The sequence below is a fragment of the Planococcus koreensis genome (genome assembly GCF_004761975.1).
In the GTDB taxonomy this organism is placed as follows: Bacteria; Bacillota; Bacilli; order Bacillales_A; family Planococcaceae; genus Planococcus; species Planococcus koreensis.
Genome location: NZ_RQII01000042.1, coordinates 105,898 through 122,320 on the forward strand (window position 1 = coordinate 105,898; position 16,423 = coordinate 122,320).

Consider the following 16,423-nt stretch of genomic DNA (forward strand, 5'->3'; position numbering starts at 1 on the left):
ACTCCATTCCATCCTTTTAATCCTCACTAATTCTTCCTTATTAAGCAACTGTGATTTTCCGGTCTTTCGGCAACGCCATTCCCGCCAAGCCCATAATCGGCAAAAAGGACACAACGACCATCGTTTCATAAATCCCGATGGCATCCATCAAGACGCCAATCGCTACGCCGCCGATCGCTCCCATGCCGAAAGCCAGTCCGACCGTCAGCCCAGACATTGTCCCGATCTTGCTGGGCACCAATTCTTGCGCGTAAACGACTGTTACCGAGAAGCTCAGCATAATGAAAAACCCGATAAATGCCAGCAGCACAACAACGAACCCTACCGATACATAAGGCAAAACAAGTGCAAGCGGGATCGGCACTAACAGCGATAAGACAATGACATTCTTGCGCCCGATACGGTCCGCCAATGGCCCTCCAAAAAAGGTCCCTGCCGCTCCCAATGCCAGGAACAGAAATATGTAAAGTTGGCCCTTCTGAATCGTCAATCCGTATTCTTCTATCAAATGGAAAATATAAAAGCTTGTGATGTTTGTGACATAGAACGAACGCGCGAAAATGATGATAAGCAGTAGCGCCAATGCAACGCCAACCTGCTTTTTTGACAGCTCTGGCAATGACGACAACAGCGCTTTCCTGCCATTGCCTGCCCGTTGACGCGCCAGTTCCGCTTTGTACCATATCGAAATGCGCGACAGAATGAAAATCCCGAGCGCCGCCACAAAAAGGAACAACGCCGCTCCTTGCTGGCCAAGCGGTACCAGGATAAATGCACTGATTAACGGTGCCAGCGCCTGCCCCGAGTTGCCGCCTACCTGGTAAATCGATTGCGACAAGCCGCGGCGATGCCCCGCCGCCATGAACGACACGCGGGATCCTTCCGGGTGAAACACTGCAGACCCTAAGCCGAGGAACATCACGGACACCACAATCATCCAATATTCCGGCGCGAACGCCAGCCCCGCCATGCCCAGGAACGAACTTGCCATACCGAACGGCAGCGCGAAAGGCATCGGTTTTTTATCGCTGATAAACCCGACGACCGGCTGCAGCACGGACGCGACCATATTGAGCGCAAACGCAATCAGCCCAAGCTGCGTGAAGGTCAGGCCAAGGTCCGCCTCCAGAATCGGAAACATCGCCGGAATGACCGCCTGCAGCGAATCATTTAAAAGATGGCACGCCCCCATCGCGAACATGACAGGGTATACCGGATTCCCCATCACGGGGGATGTCGCTATTTTAGCCATCAGCCTGCCTCCTCTCCGAAATCCTAATCACTTCCATTATAGAATATTTCCCCGCCCCAAGACATTTCCAGCAATGGGCTTTCTTGACTCAATCGAAAAAAACACCCGCAGACTCGTGTCTGCAGGTGTTTTAAACAGCCTTTGCTTGCTGCCAGTTTTCAAGGCGTCTGTCCAGCATGAAATTTCCGAACGGGATGAAAGCGACTGCCACTGCAGCCACGGAAAAACGGAACGGCCATTTGAAGATAAACGTCATATAGGCGATCATCACGCAGTAAATCGTGAACAACCCACCATGGACCGCCCCGACCACACTGACAGCCTCCGGAAACCCGAAGAAATATTTTAACGGCATGGCCAGGAACAATAAAATCAACAACGAACTTCCTTCAAGCAAACCCATGAAGCGGAATTTGCCCAATGCATTTTTAATCATCTTTTCCCCTCGCTATCTATTTTTTCATTATAGAAGGGATGGAGGGGTGGAAACAAGCAAGAGAACAATAAATGGCGCTTTTTAGCCATTAGCCCTTCAAGATTCCGCCACATTTTTCCGTTTGCCCAGTTTTACGAATAAGACTTTCAAGTAATCGCCTTCTTTGAATTCTTTGCGGACCCGGAAGTCTTTCGGCAAGGTGAATTCTTCAACGATCTTATAAGACATGTCTTCTTCTTTGAATGCTTTTTCGATAAAGCCTTTGAATTTCTGCATGCCGAACGACGCGCTATTCGTCGACGCCACGATGACACCCTTGTCTTCAGTGATGGCGATGGCTTCCCGCATCAGGTGCGTATAGTCTTTCGATGTGCTGAACGTGTATTTTTTCGAACGCGCAAAGCTTGGCGGGTCCAGGACAACCAAGTCGAATTTCATTTCTTTGCGTTTGGCGTATTTAAAGTAATTGAAGACGTCCATCACCAGGATGTCCTGGCTTTCGTAATCGATGCCGTTGACGCTGAATTGCTCAATGGTTTTGCTGTTGCTGCGCTTCGCCAAATCGACGCTCGTCGTCTTCATGGCACCGCCGAGTGCAGCTGCTACCGAGAATGCACCTGTGTAAGAGAACGTATTCAGCACCGTCTTGCCTTTGGCGTAGCGTTCTTTGATGGCGTTGCGGACATCGCGCTGGTCCAGGAAGATGCCGGTCATCGCGCCATCGTTCAAATAGATAGCGAAATTAATGCCGTTTTCTTTGACGATCAGCGGGAATTCGCCGCGTTCGCCTGCTACGAAATCATCTTCTTCGATGTATTGCCCTTTCGCATCAAAGCGTTTTTTCTGGTAAACCCCTTTGCAGTCTGCTACGTTCTGCAGCGCTGCAATCACTTCGTCTTTGAACGAATAAACGCCTTCACTGTACCAGCTCACAAGGTAAAATCCGCCATAATAGTCAATCGATAACCCGCCGAAGCCATCGCCTTCGCCGTTGAATACGCGGAAAGCTGTCGTGTTGGGGTCATCGTAAAAAGTTTTGCGTTCCGCGATTGCCGCGGCCAGCGTCCGTTCAATAAACCCTTGGCCGATCGCTTCGTCCTTATTGCGCGTCAATACCCATCCATAGCCTTTGTTCTGCTTGCCGTAATAGCCTTTTGCCAGGAATTTATCGTGCTTATCCGTCAAATTGACGATGGTGCCTTCTGTTTCAAGCACATCCGCATTTTCAAGCGCTTCTTTTGCAATCAACGGATAGCCTCTTTGGAATTCCGCTTTCGCTTTATCGTTCACTCTTACCGTAACTTCTTGTCTCATCGTCACTCATCCTATCTCTTAAAATCTGATTGTCTTATCCTCAGTGTATTACAATAGCGCGGCTAATCATACCTCCGCATGGAATGCCCTTACACAACGCCTCTGACAACTAGCGATATATTGCATAAAGAATATTTAACATTTCCACAAATTGGTGTATACTTTTAGTATTAACAGCAAGAGAAAGGGTGCACCTGCAATGCCGATTCCAGTAAATCACGCAAAACCGGTCCGTATGACCGCGAAAGAAAACGCGTATAACCAATTACAGCAATGGATTATAGATGGCACATTACAGCCTGATGAAAAGTTGGTTGATACGGAACTTGCACAAGCGCTGAATTTAAGCAGGACCCCTATCCGCGAAGCGCTGCAATTATTGGAGGTTCAGGGATTCGTGGAAATGTTCCCTGGTAAGGCTACCCGTGTGACACGGGTGGAAAAGGAAGATCTTAAAACCTTGCTTCCGCCGCTCTCTGCATTACAGGCCTTGGCTGCCGAATTAGCAATCCCCCGCCTAGACAGCGAATTAATCGATCTGCTCACTGAGACAAATCAGCGTTTTGCTGATGCCATAAAAGCCCGGGATAATTTCTCGGCATTGAAAATCGACCAGGAATTCCATCAACACATCGTCAATGCTGCTGGCAATCCGTATGTCGACACCATCCTTGGCCGTCTGCAAGCTCATGTCCGCAGACAATTTTTCCATCATTCATTGATTTTGACCCAGCAATCGGTCGAAGAACACAGCGAAATCATCGCGGCATTAAAAGAACAGGACGCTGAAAAAGTGTGCCTGCTGATGAAAGCCAATTGGAACCGCACAGTCGATGAGCTGTCGTTATAAGTTACCGATGCCATTGAAAAAAGCTGTCCCCTGCGCGCTAAGCGCTGGAGACAGCTTTTTTGATATGGAAGCCGGCCCGATTTTTCGGATCAGCCTATATCCGGGCAATTATGCTTCGTTGCGTGCCGTTTGGACATTGACGCCTTTCCGGCTGCGCGCGATGACAGAGAATACAGCAATGGCTGCCAGTGCTGGAATGAGCCAACCAAGCCCATCATTGTAGAGTGGCAGCGATGCAGCATAGAAATCGATGATTGATTGCAGCCAATCAGGATTGGCAATGCCAAGTGACGCAGTCAGCGTCTTCAATCCATCAATGATTGCGATAAAGAATGTTACTGCCATAGCGCCAACGTAGACGATCCGGTCATGCTTGAACACCGGCGATAGGAACGCCAAGATGATCAAGACAATCGCCAATGGATACAAGAACATCAATACAGGGATCGAATAGGCGATGATATTCGAAAGGCCTGCGTTTGCCACTACTAAAGAGAAGACAGAGAAAATGACCACATAAGCTTTATAGCTGATTCTCGGCATCAATTTATGGAAGTATTCCGCATTGGCAACGGTCAAGCCGATAGCAGTCGTCAGACAGGCAAGCGTAATGATGACCGCAAGCAAAAGCGTACCGAATGTTCCAAAATAATGGGATGATGCTCCGCTTAATACGGGGCCGCCTGTTTCAAAAAGCCCTAAAGTGTTTGTGCTGGTTGAACCCAGATAGGCGATTCCAGCATAAACAACTGCCAGAAGACCAGCAGCGACCACACCGCTCTTCAGCGTTGCGGATAAAATCCCTTTTGGGGAAGTAACGCCCAATTTACGGACAGTAGCGATGACGATAATGCCGAATACCAAAGAGGCCAAAGCATCCATCGTGTTATAGCCTTCCGTGAATCCTTTTAGGAAAGCGCCGCTTGCGTACGCTTCCTGTGGAGCCGCTGCTTTGCCCATTGGGTTTACAATTGCCATGATCAATAGCGCAGCCAGCGTAATAAGAATTGCCGGCGACAGGAATTTGCCGATGCTATCGACCAATTTCGAAGGATTCAGGGACAATAACAGCGAAAGCCCAAAGAAAACCACTGTAAACACCGGCAATCCGATCGATGCGAAGTCTCCGCCCACAAAAGGAGCAATGCCGATTTCATACGATACGGCGCCTGTTCTCGGAAGTGCAAAGAAAGGTCCGATCGTTAAATACAAAAGTGCTGTAAAGATGACGCCGAATACGGGATGTACACGGCTTGAAAGGTCTTGCAAATCACTGCTCTTCGAATAACCGATAGCTAAAATTCCAAGAAGCGGCAAGCCTACGCCTGTAATCAGAAAGCCCAGAATGGCCCATGCGACTTCAGAGCCTGCAGCTTGTCCAAGTTGTGCCGGGAAAATCAAGTTCCCTGCACCAAAAAACAATGCGAACAACATCATTCCAATTACAGCATACGCGCTAAACGATAACTTTTTATCCATTTCACTTTTTCCTCCTAAGCAATAAGCTTTTCATTTTTCTATGACAAAAGAATTTTAAAATAATATTTCGGCACACTAATCTTCGTATGCAATATATCGCATAAAGTCATAATACAATATCTAAAGAAAAATGCAACATAATTTACTTTAAATTTTCAAAAAAACAGTTAATTTTGTAAACTTGTTGATGGAACTCATTTTTTCGGAATAGCTTTTCTCAAAAAAAGGAAATCTTGCAGGAATTTAGAAATCGCCGCAAAAAAACCCGGGCGCAAATGCCCGGGTGTCCACATCTTATAAAAACCTTAGCCAAATCATGTCACATTGCCGCTAAGGTACACTTCTTCGAATGGCTGAACGATGACAAAGCCTTCTCCTGTAAATTCCATCTGAATCGACTCCCCGCTTCCGCGCCCAAGAAATGTCCGCAGCGAAACATCGGTGCGGAACTCAGGCGTCAAATTGCCTGACCAGGCAACAGTAGCGTTCGGATCGGTCAGCACCGGCTCGCCCGGACGCACAAGCAGCGTCAATGGCTCATAATGGGAAGTGATCGCCACCCGCCCTTTGCCCTTCAATGTCACATTGAACAAGCCGCCGGCCATGACGCCAGCCATTTTCCGCATCATCTTGATTTCCCACTGAATGCCCGGTTCGAAAGCCAGCAAATCATTGCCATTGACCGTAATGGCTTCATCGTTCAATTCGAAAATCGTGATTTTCTTTCCTTTATCCGCCAGATACAGCCGGCCGCGGCCGACTGCTTTCATCAGCGACGTCCCTTCACCGGTCAATGCTTTTTTGAACATCGTGCCGACGCCGTGCTCAAGAACACCTTCACGCTCGAACTTGATTTGTCCGGTATAAGAAATCATCGAACCTGCTTTTGCCCACACCATATCTGCTAAATTCACTTCCAAGATGCGTGGTGTTTCCAGCTCGAAATAATCGTTTTCCCGTTCGTCTTGCTTGGTCAGCCGGATAAATTCATCAATCGTATAATTCGCCATGTGCCATTTCCCCTTTCCGTCTATAGTATCTATCTACGGATGCTGCATCTTGAAGGTTTCATTAATCTATCTGCAGTGTTTCTCGGATTGCGCAAATCTTATGCCCCGCTTCCGTGTGAAAATGTTGTAGAATAACTAATTATGGAAAGAAGCTCGTTTTGTTTTGCCAATTTTACCGGAAGGCGCGATGTTCAATGAAATTTTTGATAACCTTTACGCAGCTGATTGTATTATACGGATTTTACGTCGCTGGCGAATGGCTGCGGGATTTTTTCAATTTGCCACTTCCTGGCAGCATCGTCGGCTTCTTGCTGCTTTTTATCGCATTGCTCCTGAAAATTTATCCGCTGCGGTGGATCGAATCCGGCGCTCAATTCCTTCTCGCTTTTTTATCCTTGTATTTTATCCCGGCCACGGTCGGTGTTATGCAGTACGGCGATTTGTTTACAGGCAAAGGCCTATGGCTGATTGCCATTGCGATGTTCAGTACATTGATGACAATGGGCGTATCCGCTGTTCTCAGCCAATGGGCTTCCCGGCGGCGTACTGACGAAAGGAGCTTGTGACGCTTATGAATCTTGTTCTGTTGTCGTTGCTGTTCGCCGCATTGACCATTGCAGCTTACTTGTTTTTGAACACTCTTTACCTGAAATACCGCTGGACGCTGCTGACGCCCGTGTTGACGACGACCGCGGCGCTGATCGTCATCCTATTGCTGTTTGACATCCCTTACGAGCGCTATATGCTCGGCGGACAGTGGATTGGCGCACTGCTCGGACCCGCTGTAGTGGCACTTGCAGTCCCTCTTTACAAGCAGCGGAAATTATTGGCGCAAAACTTGGCGCCCATCATGCTTGGTGTATCAGCAGGCGCATTGGTCGGCATGCTCAGCGGTGCGCTGCTTGCAAAAGTGATGGGCTTTTCCGCCGAAATGATTTTAACGATTCTGCCAAAATCGATTACTACACCAGTTGCCATGCAGCTCGCAGATTCGCTTGGCGGAATCCCGTCGTTGGCGGCGGTATTTGTCATGGCTGCCGGATTCACCGGCATCCTAACGGGTCCTTGGCTCTTGAAAACGCTCCGCATCGATTCAGCCATCGGACGCGGCATCGGCCTTGGCACATCCGCCCACGGGCTTGGCACCGCAAAAGCTTTTGAATATGGCGTCGAAGATGCCTCGATGAGCTCAGTAGCGATGACATTGAGTGCAGTCGTCGGTTCATTTGTCGGCCCGGCGATTGTCTGGCTATTGTTTATGTAAACAACAGAACCCCCATGCGCAGCTGGCGCATGGGGGTTTTTTATGGCAAATTCAATTGCCAGGAGACGCCGAAACGGTCGATCAGCCAGCCGAATTTCCGGCTGAACGGATAGTCGCCGAGCGGCATCAATTCTTCACCGCCTTCAGACAGCTGGCTGAAGGCGCGGTCAATTTCCGCCTCACTGTCGCATGTTACATAGAGTGAAATGGCAGGCGTAAAACTGAAATCATGCTTGATCGTGCTGTCAATGCACAAAAGGACTTGGTCGGCGAGCCTGAATTGGGCCAGCATCACCGAACCATCTTCGTTATACGTAATATTGTCGATAGCGGAATCCTCAAACACCGCCGTATAATATTTCATCGCTTCCTCCGCTTGCCCAGTAAACATTAGAAAAGTGGTGACTTTCGGGAGTTGACGTTCCAATGCGATCCTCTCCTTTACGATTGGCTGATGTCTCTTTTATTGAAGCCCATAAATCCAATGATTAAAAGCACGGCAGCGGCAGCGGCCAATGCGCTTAGAATGCCCCAATCCACGGCTTCAACCGGCACTTGCGCGACGTAGCCGTAAGGCGTCAGCTTTTGCACCCAATCCGGGAATTGAAACAGCTCGCCAAAATAAATGGCAATAAAAGAAAATGCGATGTAAAGCCACATCAAACCGGTGAACCTCGGCGCCCAGCCGAGCAATAAAACCGCGACGCCAACCATCACCCATGCCGCCGGCAAATAAGCCAGCGCAGCCTTCATGAACATAGCGAGCTGAAGATCTTCCTCAATGACCGAAATGCCGACTCCGCCAAGGCCGAGGCCAGCGAGCCCCAAGATCACGAAGCTTGCCAACACCGCAAGCAGCACATAGCTGCCAAGCAGCCGATTTTTCGATACGGCCTTGCTCAGGATGTGTTCCAAGCGCCCATTGGTTTCTTCCCCTTTCACTTTCAGCACCGCCATCAGTACCGGAATCGTCCCGAGTATGGCCATAACCGACATCAGCACCGGGATGAATTGTTCGGTAATGGAAAACCCGGATTGCTGGACGATCAGCTGCTGCATCAAATCGATGTCTTCAAAGAAAGATTCCATGTCGCCGAGCACCGAACCATAGGAGGCGCCAATCAGCAGCAACCCTGCTGCCCAAGCGATGAGGCCCGTCCGCTGTAGCCGGAATGCCAGGCCGAACGGATTCTCCAGCCCTTTGGAAGCGTGCGCCCGTCCTGCACGCACCGGCAAAAAGCCGGAGCCGAGGTCACGCGCCGAATTCAAATACAGCGCCAGCAGCGCGAGCGCCAACGCTGCGCCGGCCGTCAAGAAAATGGGCCACCAATAATTAGTGACATATGCTTCCGTGCGGAGAATCCAGCCGAGCGGTGAGAACAGCGACAGCGTTCCGTCTGACAGATCGCCGATTGCCCGTATGATATAGGCCAGCAGCAATGCCGTAATCGACAAGCCGACCGTGCCCCTCGAACTCTGGGAGAGCTGGGCGAAAACAGCCGCTATTGCAGCGAATGCCATGCCGGCCGACCCCAGCGCAAAACCATAGACGAAAGACCCTTCGGCATCGATGCTGCGAATGTTCAGCGCCATCAGCGACAGCGCGGTCAATACCGATAACAGCACATTCACGCCGAATAGCACGAGCAGCACCGACAGCAAATTCGACAGCCGACCGACCGGCAGCGACCGGATCATTTCCAGCCGGCCATCTTCTTCGTCCGCGCGCGTATGGCGGGACAGCAGAAGGATATTCATGAGCCCGACCACCACAGCCGTCATCAGCAGCATTTCATGGCTCAGCATCGCCCCGATTGTGTAATTATCCAAACCATAGCCCGGGCCGACCATTGCCGTCATCGCCGGATTGCGCATCGTCTCCGCCATCGCCTGCCGTTCCGCATCATTCTGGTACAAACCGGTGAACGCAAAAGCGATGATGCACGTCATCGCGATGAATGACAACAGCCATAAAGGCAGCCGCAGGCGGTCGCGCTGGACGATAAAACGCATCAAAGCGCTTGTGCCTTGCACTAACCCTTTGTCCATTAGCCCCCGCCCCCCGGATGATCGACTTTTTCATAATGGCGAATGAACAACTCCTCCAATGTCGGCGGGGAACTGTCCATCCGCGTAATGCCAAAAGCGCTGATATGGCGCATGATGGCGTCAAGCTCTTCCGTGTCCGCCTGAAACGATACCGCGCCGTCTTCGTCCGTGACGCCGCTGACGCCTTTCAACTCCCGCAAACCGGCAATCGGCACTTTCGTCTCGACTTGGACGATGGTGCCGGTCAGGTGCCGGAGCTCTTTCAATGTTCCTGTTTCGATGATTTTCCCTTGCTGGATGATTGCCACCTTGTCGCAGATCTTTTCCACTTCTGACAAGATGTGGCTCGACAAGAGCACGCTTTTGCCTTTTGCTTTCACTTCCATAATATAATCCTGGAAAACCCGTTCCATCAGCGGATCCAATCCGGAAGTCGGCTCATCCAAAATATAAAGGTCCGCATCCATGCACAGCGCAGCGACCAGCGCCACTTTCTGCCGATTGCCTTTGGAATAGGCACGGCATTTCTTGCGCGGGTCCAGATCGAACCGGCGGATCAGCTCTTCCCGCTTGCCGTCCGGTTTGCCGCCGCGCAATTTGATGAACAAATCGATGACTTCCCCGCCGGTCAGGTTTGGCCATAAATTGACGTCCCCAGGCACATAGGCGACCCGCTTATGGATTTCCACTGCATCTTTCCAGGCATCCAGGCCGAAGATTTCCGCCTTCCCTTCGGTTGCTTGGAGAATACCGAGAAGCACGCGCAGCGTCGTCGATTTCCCTGAGCCGTTCGGACCGATAAAACCAAAAACCTCGCCCGCCTCCACTTCCAAATCAACCCCGTCAAGCGCCTTGAAATCTCCGAACATCTTCGTTAAACCAGTTGTTTTCAACATCGCCATGTACGCCACTCCGTTCTGGCCACTTCACTCCAGCCCTTTGCTCTTATGGAATTAATTCGATGCATTGCCAGCCATCCCCTGCAATTGAATTGAAAGAATAATTAAACTTATCGGGAAGTTGCAAGAATACTTTGCCCCCTTTCGTTTATAATGCTATGTTTTTAAAGGATTACATTTCAAGGAGGGACCACACAATGAAGCATTTATTGAAAAAACAGGGTTGGGCCTTGCTCGCAGGCACATTATCCCTTTCACTTTTAGCAGGCTGCGGATCTTCTGGCAGCGACAGCGGTTCTGAAGAAGCCAAAACGGCGTGGGACGAAATCAAAGAAGAAGGCACATTGACGGTTGCCACTTCCGGCACATTGTTCCCCACTTCTTACCGCGAAGAAGGCACCGACAAATTGACCGGCTTCGAAGTTGAAGTCGTGCGCGAAATCGCTGAACGCCTCGAGCTTGAAGTCGAATTCTCGGAGCTCGGCTTCGATGAAATGCTGACTTCTGTGCAAACGGGCCAAGTCGACCTAGCAGCGAACGACATTGAAGCAACTGAAGACCGCAAAGAGAAATTCGCTTTCTCGACGCCATTCAAATTTTCTTACGGCACAGCGATTGTCCGCAAAGATGATTTGTCGGGCATCAAGACATTGGAAGATTTAAAAGGCAAAAAAGCGGCTGGCGCTTCCACGTCGGTCTATATGGAAACGGCCCGTTCTTATGGCGCTGAAGAAGTGGTTTACGACAACGCGACGAACGAAGTGTATTTGCGCGACGTCGCCATCGGACGCACGGACGTTATCTTGAACGATTATTATTTGCAGACATTGGCTTTGGCGGCTTTCCCGGAATTGAACATCACCATCCACCCCGACATCAAGTACAGCCCGTCGGAAGTGAGCATGGTCATGAACAAAGACAACGAAGAATTGGTTGAAAACGTCAACGGCGCTATCGAAGAAATGCTGGAAGATGGAACGATCGCCGAGATTTCAAAAGAATTTTTCAACGGCGCTGACGCAACACAGAAAATCGATATCGAAGAATAAAGAAGGAAGCTGTCCGCAAATGCTAAGTGAGCCCTATTTAATGGACAGTCTATAAAAAAGCATCCTGCAGCAAATCTGCCAAAAGATGGCTTCGGTTTTCCACCGGAGCCATCTTTTTTAGCTTCCATTGCTTACATGATGCTTTTCTTTATTCACCAAATAAGGCTATTTGTTGGGAACATGGACATGGCCAATAGTTTTTATTAAAAGAAAGCCACCGCTAAGCAACACTCACAAAAAAAGTGTACGGTGCTGACTAATCATCCATCCCTTCTTATAATTAAGTTCCCAGCTTAAACTTCGAACTCTTCTTGTCTATCTTTGTATTTGTCGTAAAACATCATGGACCACATTAACAAAACACCCAAAAAATAAAATTGAGTGATGGCTGCCACCACTTGCCCAAATATCGGAATGATGAATAAAACCAAGGAAAAAATTATGGCTACGGTCATTGCCATTATCGCTACAACTAAGAAAAATATGGCGTCTTTATAGCCTCTAAGCAATATGCAGAAACTGCTTCTAATTGCTTTCCAGAAACCTGACTCACCTTTAATCAACGGGATCATACTGAAGTGAGCAATGAAATATGCAATCGCTGCTGCAATGCCCGATACAAGAAAGATTGCAAGGAACTCAATCGAAAGATTTCCAGCCGCTAGGAGAACACTTATATTTTCAAGCAGGTAAATGAAAAATGGGAGCATCACCAATAATGATGCCACTACACCCATCATTTCGATAAGAAGAGCTTTTAAAAAATACTTTTTGCCGTATATGTAGAAATCTGAAAGGTTCGCCGATCCCCTTTTTAACACTTCTTTCCCCATTCCTATACCACCGCTTATAACAAACGCTTGAATCAGCAAAGAAAGAACCAAGATAAAGACGCCGACTATCTTCAGCAATGGATAGCTCACACTTACTATTCCAATTAGCCGATCAAGAACATAAAACTCATCATCTGTCGCGCCAGGAGAAAAAAACCACAGACTCCCTCCTAGAATAGCGATGAAAGAAACCCCACCCACGATTACAAAATGCAATAAGAAAGGCACAATCATCACCATATTCCTATTCACTAACTCCACTGATTTTTTTATTAAATACATATCATCGCTCCTTCGTTTTAAAGGGTTCTATTTGCTTGAAGCAGTTCAATTTATATAAAAAATAAAGACGATCACAATGAGGCGTACATAAAAAATAAAATTGCACGATGAATATCCCTTTTTTGTTGATAGATATGCCGTATTTCAGTCAGTTTAAATTGTTCCTTCGGCCATTTTTTAGCCTCATTTCCGATTGAGCCATACTGCTATCCTAATTGAAAGCACACGTCATATCTACTTTCCGGAATTAACTGCCACAATACACTGATTCATCATTTCTCATTACTACTTCTTGCAGAACCTTTCGTTCACTGCATCAAAGCCGTATACTGAAATAAGTAATTCGAATAATCAGAGTATGAGGTGGCAGCATGAGCTTTACGTTCACCCCGCTTGGGGACCAGGCGATCATGATCGAAGCCGGCAACGAAATAACCGAAGAAGTGCAGCAGCAAATCCGGAAAGCGGCGGCCTTGCTCGAAGGCCGGCCTCCTGTATGGATGGTCGAATCGATACCAGCGTTCACGACGATCGCGGTCTTCTACAACCCGCTTGCCGTTTTATACGATGAAGCGAAAAGTGCTTTAGAAGAGCTCTTGCAGCATGCCAGCGAGGTTCCTGTACCAGAACCGCGCATTGTGGAAATTCCCGTATGCTACGGGGGCGAGTTCGGCCCCGACCTGGAATTCGTGGCACAGCATAATGGATTGACTGCTGAAGAAGTGGTTGCCATCCACAGCGCGGGCGACTATGCGGTGTCGATGATCGGTTTTGCCCCCGGCTTCCCATTCATCAGCGGCATGTCCGAGAAAATCGCAGCGCCACGCCGGGAAAGCCCGCGGCTGCGAATACCGGAACGAACCGTCGGCATCGCCGGCATCCAGACCGGCGTCTACCCGATTGAAACACCGGGCGGCTGGCAATTGATCGGCCGTACACCGCTGCGCCTGTTCCGGCCGGAGCAGGAAATGCCCAGCTTGCTGAAAGCCGGCGACACCATTAAATTCCGCCGGATTTCAGAACAGGAATACTACGAATGGGAGGAACATCATGATGCTGAAGATTCTTAAAGGCGGCATGCTGACATCCGTACAGGACCTTGGACGCTACGGCTTCCAGAAATACGGCGTCATCGCGAGCGGCGCAATGGATCCATTTGCGCACCGCATCGCGAATTTGCTCGTGGGGAACCACGAAAATGCAGCAACGCTTGAAATTTCTCTTGCCGGCCCTTCCATTGAGTTCGAAGAAGATGCAATCATCGCGTTATGCGGCGGAGACCTATCCCCTCAACTCGACGGCAAAGAATGCCGCATGTGGCGCACGCTTGCAGTCAAAAAAGGATGCACCTTGTCATTCGGCGCACCCAAGAAAGGATGCCGAACCTATCTTGCCGCAGCTGGCGGCATCAATGTGCCTGAAGTCATGCACAGCAAATCGACCTATTTGCGCGCAGCGATCGGCGGATTTCAGGGGCGGGCGCTGAAAACGGGCGACCGTGTGCCATTGAATCCGGTGGACCCGAAACGCGCGGCAGCGCTGTTGAAAGCGGCGAACTCCGGCCAGGAATGGCAGATTCCGGCCATCCGCTATTTCAATGAACCCGTAGTCCGCATCATGAAAGGCCGCCAATTTGACTTGTTCGATGCACAAAGCCAAGAGCGGGTCTTTAGCAGCCAGTTCACTGTTGGCGCCCATTCCGACCGCATGGGTTACCGCCTTGAAGGCACACCGCTTTCACTCAACAAAGCTGAGGAATTGATTTCGGAGCCTGTGGCATTCGGTTCGATTCAAGTGCCGCCGGACGGCAACCCCATCGTCTTGATGGCAGACCGCCAGACGACCGGCGGCTATCCGAAAATCGGCCAAGTGGCAAGCATCGACTTGCCGCTCATCAGCCAATTGAATCCGGGAGATAAAATCCGCTTCAAGGAAATTTCGCTCGATGAAGCGCAAAAGCGGTTGATTGCGCAGGAACAGCATATCCGCCAAATGAAAATTGGAATCGACTTGAAAATGGAGGAATGGAAATGACGTTTAAAGTGGATTTGAACTGCGATATGGGAGAAAGCTTCGGCGTTTACCGAATGGGCAATGACGAGGCCATCCTGGACTACATCACATCAGCCAATATCGCCTGCGGCTTCCATGCAGGGGATCCGGCAACGATGCGCAAAACCGTTCAGCTCGCGCTCGAGAAGAACGTCGGCATCGGTGCCCACCCCGGGCTTCAGGACCTGGTCGGCTTCGGCCGGCGCAACATCAGCTTGTCGCCGCAGGAAGCCTATGACCTGGTCGTTTACCAGATCGGCGCTTTATCAGGCTTCGTCCAAGCTGAAGGCGGCAAGATGCAGCATGTCAAAGCCCACGGCGCCCTTTACAATATGGCTGCGCAAAATGCCGGATTATCGGAAGCGATCGCGGAAGCCGTGTATAAAATCGATCCTGAACTTATTTTATTCGGCTTGTCCGGCAGCGAATTGGTGAAAGCCGGGAAAAAGATCGGTTTGCGCACTGCCAACGAAGTTTTCTCGGACCGCACCTACCAGGCCGACGGCAGTTTGACACCGCGCACCCAGCCGGATGCACTCCTCACCGATACCGGGACGGCACTCGAACAAGTCATACGTATGGTCAAAGAACAAAAAGTCATGAGCACCCAGCAGCAGGAAATCCAAATTACAGCCGACACCATCTGCATCCACGGCGACGGCGCGACGGCACTCGATTTCGCAGCTGCCATCTCGAGTTCACTGGCCGGTGCAGGAATCGACATCACCAAAGTAGAAGAGTTTCTGTAATTCCATTCCAAAGGAGGCAATACCATGGACAAAGATGCGAAAATCATTAAAAAAGCGAACCGCAGCGTCCTGCTCGGTGCCGCTTTCCTGATGGCGACTTCCGCCATCGGGCCTGGGTTCCTTACCCAGACGACCGTTTTTACTGACCAATTGATGGCTTCGATGGGCTTTGTCATTCTCATTTCCATCATCATTGATATCGGAGCCCAGACTAATATTTGGCGCATCATTGCCGTCTCTGGAAAACGGGCACAGGATATTGCCAATGATGTGCTGCCTGGTCTCGGTTACTTTTTAGCCCTTCTTGTTGTCATGGGCGGCCTGGCCTTCAACATCGGCAATGTCGGCGGCGCTGGCCTCGGGATGAACGTTTTGTTCGGCATCGATGCCAAAACCGGCGCCATTTTAAGCGGCTTGCTGGCTGTCGGCATCTTCGTGGTCAAAGAAGCAGGCAAAGCGATGGACCGGTTTGCCCAGGTTCTCGGGTTCGTCATGATCGCCTTGACAGTTTACGTCATGATTTCGGCCCAGCCGCCGATCGGCGAAGCCGTAGTGAAAACCTTTGTACCGGATACCATCGACATTTTTGCCATCGTAACGCTTGTCGGCGGAACCGTTGGCGGCTATATCACATTTGCCGGCGGCCACCGGCTGATCGATGCCGGCTTGACCGGCAAAGAACACGTACCTGCTGTTACGCGCAGCTCGATTGCCGCCATTCTGATTGCGTCATTGATGCGCGTCCTTCTTTTTCTGGCGGTGCTTGGCGTCGTTTCGCAAGGTTTGCAGCTGAATCCGGACAACCCGCCGGCTTCTGTATTCCAATTGGCTGCCGGCAATATCGGCTACAAGATTTTCGGCGTGGTGATGTGGGCCGCGGCTGTGACATCGGTTGTCGGAGCGGC

Annotated in this window: 17 protein-coding genes; 8 read left to right on the forward strand and 9 right to left on the reverse strand. The window is 50.0% G+C overall.

All coding sequences use genetic code 11. The annotated features are described in order from the left end of the window. Positions 1-40 precede the first annotated feature (40 nt). The 3 genes from EGV91_RS10460 to EGV91_RS10470 all read right to left on the reverse strand — a co-directional run bounded on the left by EGV91_RS10460 (position 41) and on the right by EGV91_RS10470 (position 3,002). Positions 41-1,252 carry an MFS transporter gene (locus tag EGV91_RS10460; protein WP_175580299.1) on the reverse strand — a complete coding sequence of 404 codons (1,212 nt, stop codon included), beginning with the start codon at positions 1,250-1,252 and terminating at the stop codon, positions 41-43. 130 nt (positions 1,253-1,382) lie between these two features. Next, positions 1,383-1,688: a DUF3817 domain-containing protein gene (locus EGV91_RS10465; RefSeq protein WP_135503478.1), complete on the reverse strand. Its 306-nt coding sequence runs from the start codon at positions 1,686-1,688 to the stop codon at positions 1,383-1,385. A 96-nt stretch (positions 1,689-1,784) separates the two neighbouring features. After that, positions 1,785-3,002, reverse strand: coding sequence for a class I SAM-dependent rRNA methyltransferase (locus EGV91_RS10470; protein WP_135503480.1), 1,218 nt, complete (start codon positions 3,000-3,002; stop codon positions 1,785-1,787). A 199-nt stretch (positions 3,003-3,201) separates the two neighbouring features. Between EGV91_RS10470 and EGV91_RS10475 the strand changes: the two genes are divergently transcribed. Beyond that, the gene (locus tag EGV91_RS10475) at positions 3,202-3,852 is read left to right on the forward strand and encodes a GntR family transcriptional regulator (RefSeq protein WP_135503482.1); all 651 of its coding nucleotides are present in this window, start codon (positions 3,202-3,204) and stop codon (positions 3,850-3,852) included. Between the two features lie 108 nt (positions 3,853-3,960). Here the strand turns inward: EGV91_RS10475 and brnQ are convergent, their stop codons facing one another. After that, positions 3,961-5,331, reverse strand: coding sequence for a branched-chain amino acid transport system II carrier protein (gene brnQ / locus EGV91_RS10480; RefSeq protein ID WP_135503484.1), 1,371 nt, complete (start codon positions 5,329-5,331; stop codon positions 3,961-3,963). 314 nt (positions 5,332-5,645) lie between these two features. Next, positions 5,646-6,341 carry an AIM24 family protein gene (locus EGV91_RS10485; RefSeq protein WP_135503486.1) on the reverse strand — a complete coding sequence of 232 codons (696 nt, stop codon included), beginning with the start codon at positions 6,339-6,341 and terminating at the stop codon, positions 5,646-5,648. A gap of 194 nt (positions 6,342-6,535) precedes the next feature. Between EGV91_RS10485 and EGV91_RS10490 the strand changes: the two genes are divergently transcribed. Together EGV91_RS10490 and EGV91_RS10495 are read left to right on the forward strand one after the other, a co-directional pair. After that, the gene (locus EGV91_RS10490; protein ID WP_135503488.1) at positions 6,536-6,907 is read left to right on the forward strand and encodes a CidA/LrgA family protein; all 372 of its coding nucleotides are present in this window, start codon (positions 6,536-6,538) and stop codon (positions 6,905-6,907) included. A gap of 5 nt (positions 6,908-6,912) precedes the next feature. Beyond that, a complete protein-coding gene (locus EGV91_RS10495) occupies positions 6,913-7,605 on the forward strand; it encodes an LrgB family protein (RefSeq protein ID WP_135503490.1) in 693 nt (230 codons plus the stop codon). 40 nt (positions 7,606-7,645) lie between these two features. Here the strand turns inward: EGV91_RS10495 and EGV91_RS10500 are convergent, their stop codons facing one another. From EGV91_RS10500 to EGV91_RS10510, 3 genes are read right to left on the reverse strand one after another with little or no spacing between them, the layout of a single operon-like run. Continuing rightward, the gene (locus EGV91_RS10500; protein ID WP_135503492.1) at positions 7,646-8,032 is read right to left on the reverse strand and encodes a VOC family protein; all 387 of its coding nucleotides are present in this window, start codon (positions 8,030-8,032) and stop codon (positions 7,646-7,648) included. 14 nt (positions 8,033-8,046) lie between these two features. After that, entirely contained in the window at positions 8,047-9,654 is a 1,608-nt protein-coding gene (locus tag EGV91_RS10505) for an ABC transporter permease (protein ID WP_135503494.1), read from the reverse strand. Next, a complete protein-coding gene (locus EGV91_RS10510; RefSeq protein WP_135503496.1) occupies positions 9,654-10,556 on the reverse strand; it encodes an ABC transporter ATP-binding protein in 903 nt (300 codons plus the stop codon). The genes EGV91_RS10505 and EGV91_RS10510 overlap by 1 nt, the downstream gene beginning before the upstream one ends. 194 nt (positions 10,557-10,750) lie before the next feature. Here EGV91_RS10510 and EGV91_RS10515 point away from each other — a divergent pair, with 194 nt between their 5' ends. Beyond that, the gene (locus EGV91_RS10515; protein WP_135503498.1) at positions 10,751-11,602 is read left to right on the forward strand and encodes a transporter substrate-binding domain-containing protein; all 852 of its coding nucleotides are present in this window, start codon (positions 10,751-10,753) and stop codon (positions 11,600-11,602) included. A gap of 293 nt (positions 11,603-11,895) precedes the next feature. On the opposite strand, the gene EGV91_RS10520 is transcribed toward EGV91_RS10515, so the two are convergent. Next, positions 11,896-12,717 carry a hypothetical protein gene (locus tag EGV91_RS10520; protein ID WP_135503500.1) on the reverse strand — a complete coding sequence of 274 codons (822 nt, stop codon included), beginning with the start codon at positions 12,715-12,717 and terminating at the stop codon, positions 11,896-11,898. A gap of 371 nt (positions 12,718-13,088) precedes the next feature. Here EGV91_RS10520 and pxpB point away from each other — a divergent pair, with 371 nt between their 5' ends. The 4 genes from pxpB to EGV91_RS10540 all read left to right on the forward strand — a co-directional run. Further along, positions 13,089-13,787 (forward strand): 5-oxoprolinase subunit PxpB, encoded by a 699-nt coding sequence (gene pxpB, locus EGV91_RS10525; protein WP_135503502.1) that lies wholly within the window; start codon positions 13,089-13,091, stop codon positions 13,785-13,787. Continuing rightward, the gene (locus EGV91_RS10530; protein WP_135503521.1) at positions 13,771-14,751 is read left to right on the forward strand and encodes a 5-oxoprolinase subunit C family protein; all 981 of its coding nucleotides are present in this window, start codon (positions 13,771-13,773) and stop codon (positions 14,749-14,751) included. Before pxpB ends, EGV91_RS10530 begins: the two co-directional genes overlap by 17 nt. Further along, positions 14,748-15,518, forward strand: coding sequence for a LamB/YcsF family protein (locus tag EGV91_RS10535; protein WP_135503504.1), 771 nt, complete (start codon positions 14,748-14,750; stop codon positions 15,516-15,518). The genes EGV91_RS10530 and EGV91_RS10535 overlap by 4 nt, the downstream gene beginning before the upstream one ends. Before the next feature lie 24 nt (positions 15,519-15,542). Continuing rightward, the coding region (locus EGV91_RS10540; RefSeq protein WP_135503506.1) for an NRAMP family divalent metal transporter at positions 15,543-16,423 on the forward strand (881 nt) is incomplete at its 3' end.